We start from the raw sequence: 3,477 nt of genomic DNA on the forward strand, positions 1-3,477 counted from the left end.
GGCTCAACACGCCGACGGCCGCCCCCAAGACGCGCTGCGCCACCGCCGGTGGCCGGACCCGGGTCCGGCCACCGGCCTGCCGTGATCGCCGTGCGGGGGCCGTCGTCCTAGGGTGGTCTCACCCGAACAGCCCCTGACGATGGGATGCACGACGATGGCGATCCAGGTCGGCGACAAGGCACCCGACTTCGAGCTCAAGGACAACCACGGCCGGACCGTGAAGCTGTCCGACTTCCGCGGCGAGAAGAACGTGGTGCTGCTCTTCTATCCGTTCGCCTTCACCGGCGTGTGCACCGGCGAGCTGTGCGAGCTGCGCGACAACCTGCCGAGGTTCGAGGACCGCGACACCCAGCTGCTCGCCGTCTCCAACGACTCCATCCACACCCTGCGTGTCTTCGCCGAGCAGGAGGGCCTGGAGTACCCGCTGCTGAGCGACTTCTGGCCGCACGGCGAGGCCTCCCGCGCCTACGGCGTCTTCGACGAGGACAAGGGCTGCGCCGTTCGCGGCACCTTCGTCATCGACAAGGAGGGCGTCGTGCGGTGGACCGTGGTCAACGGACTGCCGGACGCCCGCGACCTGAACGAGTACGTGACGGCGCTCGACGCGCTCTGACCCCCCCCTTGCCGCCCGCCCGGGGGTGCGACCCGCCGGGCCCCCTAGGGGGCGACATGGCCGACACCCCGTGATTCTTCGGGGTGCAGGGCCTGCGTGCGGCGGGAACCCGTCACTAGGATCGAGTCGTTGATCCGGTATCCGAAGCACCACGGGGGCTCCCCGCCCCTGGACACCACATGGGAGGACTCGTGGGAGTCAGCCTCAGCAAGGGCGGCAACGTATCGCTGACGAAGGAGGCCCCCGGCCTGACCGCGGTCCTCGTCGGTCTGGGCTGGGACGTGAGGACCACCACCGGCACCGACTTCGACCTGGACGCCAGCGCGCTGCTGCTGAACTCGGCCGGCAAGGTCGCCAGTGACCAGAACTTCGTCTTCTTCAACAACCTCAAGAGCCCCGACGGCTCGGTCGAGCACACCGGTGACAACCTCACCGGTGAGGGCGAGGGCGACGACGAGGTGATCAAGGTCAACCTGGCCGCGGTCCCCGCCGACGTCGACAAGATCGTCTTCCCCGTGTCGATCTACGACGCGGACAACCGCCAGCAGTCCTTCGGCCAGGTCCGCAACGCGTTCATCCGCGTGGTCAACCAGGCCGGCGGCGCCGAGATCGCCCGCTACGACCTGTCCGAGGACGCCTCGACCGAGACCGCCATGGTCTTCGGCGAGCTGTACCGCAACGGCGCGGAGTGGAAGTTCCGCGCCATCGGCCAGGGCTACGCCTCCGGCCTGCGCGGCATCGCCCAGGACTTCGGCGTCAACGTCTGAGTCATGTGAACGCCCGGGGGCGTTCGAAAGTCCGCTCTGTCCGGCGCCGCACCGTTTACGGTCGGCGCCGGACGCGCAGACAACCGGAGTACCACCGCTAGGGGAGGATCATCACCATGGGCGTCACGCTCGCCAAGGGAGGCAACGTCTCCCTCTCCAAGGCCGCACCCAACCTCACCAACGTCATGATCGGACTCGGCTGGGACGCCCGCTCCACCACCGGCGCCCCCTTCGACCTGGACGCCAGCGCGTTGCTGTGCCAGGGCGGCCGGGTCCTCGGTGACGACTGGTTCGTCTTCTACAACCAGCTCAAGAGCCCGGAAGGCTCGGTCGAGCACACCGGTGACAACCTCACCGGTGAGGGCGAGGGCGACGACGAATCGATTCTGGTCGACCTGCCCAAGGTGCCGGCCAACTGCGACAAGATCGTCTTCCCGGTCTCGATCCACATGGCCGACGAGCGCGGCCAGACCTTCGGCCAGGTCTCCAACGCCTTCATCCGGGTGGTCAACCAGGCCGACGGCCAGGAGCTCGCCCGCTACGACCTGTCCGAGGACGCCTCGACCGAGACCGCCATGATCTTCGGCGAGCTCTACCGCTACCAGAACGAGTGGAAGTTCCGGGCCGTCGGACAGGGCTACGCCTCCGGGCTGCGGGGCATCGCCCTCGACTTCGGCGTGAACGTCTCATAGCACCTTCACGCGGATTTCGGGGGCCGACCGCGCCGCAGGGCACCGGTTCCCTCTAGACTTCGTGGTCAACAGTGAGTAAAGCCGAGTACGGCGCGAGCGAGACCCGTACATACACGATTGGGTAACCAGTGCTTCTGAAAACCTTCGGCTGGTCGTTCGCGATCACCGCGCTCGGCCTGGTCGCCGCGGTCTTCTACGGGGGGTGGGAGGCCTTCGGCATCGTGGCCATCCTCGCCGTCCTCGAGATCTCCCTGTCGTTCGACAACGCGGTCGTCAACGCCGGAATCCTGAAGAAGATGAACGCCTTCTGGCAGAAGATCTTCCTCACGGTCGGCGTCCTCATCGCGGTCTTCGGCATGCGGCTGGTCTTCCCCGTCGTCATCGTCGCGATCACCGCCAAGATGGGTCCCGTCGAGGCCGTCGACCTCGCGCTCAACAACAAGGACCGCTACCAGCAACTGGTCACCGACGCCCACCCGGCGATCGCCGCCTTCGGCGGCATGTTCCTGCTGATGATCTTCCTCGACTTCATCTTCGAGGACCGGGACATCCAGTGGCTGCGCTGGATCGAGCGCCCCCTCGCCAAGCTCGGCAAGGTCGACATGCTCTCGGTCTGCATCGCGCTGATCGTCCTGCTGATCACCTCCTTCACCTTCGCCACCCACGCCCACCAGCACGGCGGCGGTCACGTCGACAAGGCGCAGACGGTCCTGATCGCCGGTATCGCCGGTCTGATCACGTACATGATCGTCGGTGGCCTCTCCGGGTTCTTCGAGGACCGGCTGGAGGCCGAGGAGGAGCGCGAGCACGAGGAGGAGGAAGAGGCCGAGCGCACCGGCAAGCAGAAGTCGGCGGTCCTGCTGGCCGGCCAGGCCGCGTTCTTCATGTTCCTCTACCTGGAGGTCCTGGACGCGTCCTTCTCCTTCGACGGCGTGATCGGCGCCTTCGCCATCACCAACGACATCGTGCTCATGGCCCTCGGCCTCGGCATCGGCGCGATGTACGTCCGGTCGCTCACCGTCTACCTGGTCCGCCAGGGCACCCTGGACGACTACGTCTACCTGGAGCACGGCGCCCACTACGCGATCGGCGCCCTGGCCGTGATCCTCATGGTCACCATCCAGTACGAGATCAACGAGGTCATCACCGGCCTCGTCGGCGTCGTCCTGATCGGCTGGTCGTTCTGGTCCTCCGTACGGCGCAACCAGCGGCTGGCGGCGGCCGAGGGAAAAGCGGGGTCGGACGACAAGGCTGAGGTGTCGTCCGCGGTCTGAACCGGCTCGCCGGTCCGAAAACGGAGGGTGTGACGCCCTCCTCCACGAGGAACGTTCTGATGGGGGCGGCCGACCGGTCGGGGGGCGCCCCGGGGGGGCGGGAGGGGCGGGGGGGGGGGGGGGGGTGGGTT

Annotated in this window: 4 protein-coding genes; all 4 read left to right on the forward strand. The window is 67.5% G+C overall.

Annotated elements, in window-relative coordinates:
• Window positions 1–154 precede the first annotated feature (154 nt).
• Window positions 155–613 (forward strand): peroxiredoxin, encoded by a 459-nt coding sequence (locus tag AB0M11_RS41150; protein ID WP_365714089.1) that lies wholly within the window; start codon window positions 155–157, stop codon window positions 611–613.
• Window positions 614–804: 191 nt separating this feature from the next.
• A complete protein-coding gene (locus AB0M11_RS41155; protein WP_181803425.1) occupies window positions 805–1,380 on the forward strand; it encodes a TerD family protein in 576 nt (191 codons plus the stop codon).
• A 116-nt stretch (window positions 1,381–1,496) separates the two neighbouring features.
• Window positions 1,497–2,072: a TerD family protein gene (locus AB0M11_RS41160; protein WP_365714085.1), complete on the forward strand. Its 576-nt coding sequence runs from the start codon at window positions 1,497–1,499 to the stop codon at window positions 2,070–2,072.
• 128 nt (window positions 2,073–2,200) lie between these two features.
• Window positions 2,201–3,346 (forward strand): DUF475 domain-containing protein, encoded by a 1,146-nt coding sequence (locus tag AB0M11_RS41165; RefSeq protein WP_365714087.1) that lies wholly within the window; start codon window positions 2,201–2,203, stop codon window positions 3,344–3,346.
• Window positions 3,347–3,477: the final 131 nt, after the last annotated feature.

Origin of the sequence: Streptomyces sp. NPDC051987, from assembly GCF_040680735.1 — a bacterium.
Lineage (GTDB): Bacteria > Actinomycetota > Actinomycetes > Streptomycetales > Streptomycetaceae > Streptomyces.

Bases quoted from the DNA above. Each gene is read 5' to 3' on its own strand.
- AB0M11_RS41150 (WP_365714089.1), top strand. From the start codon at position 155: ATGGCGATCCAGGTCGGCGACAAGGCACCCGACTTCGAGCTCAAGGAC.
- AB0M11_RS41160 (WP_365714085.1), top strand. From the start codon at position 1,497: ATGGGCGTCACGCTCGCCAAGGGAGGCAACGTCTCCCTCTCCAAGGCC.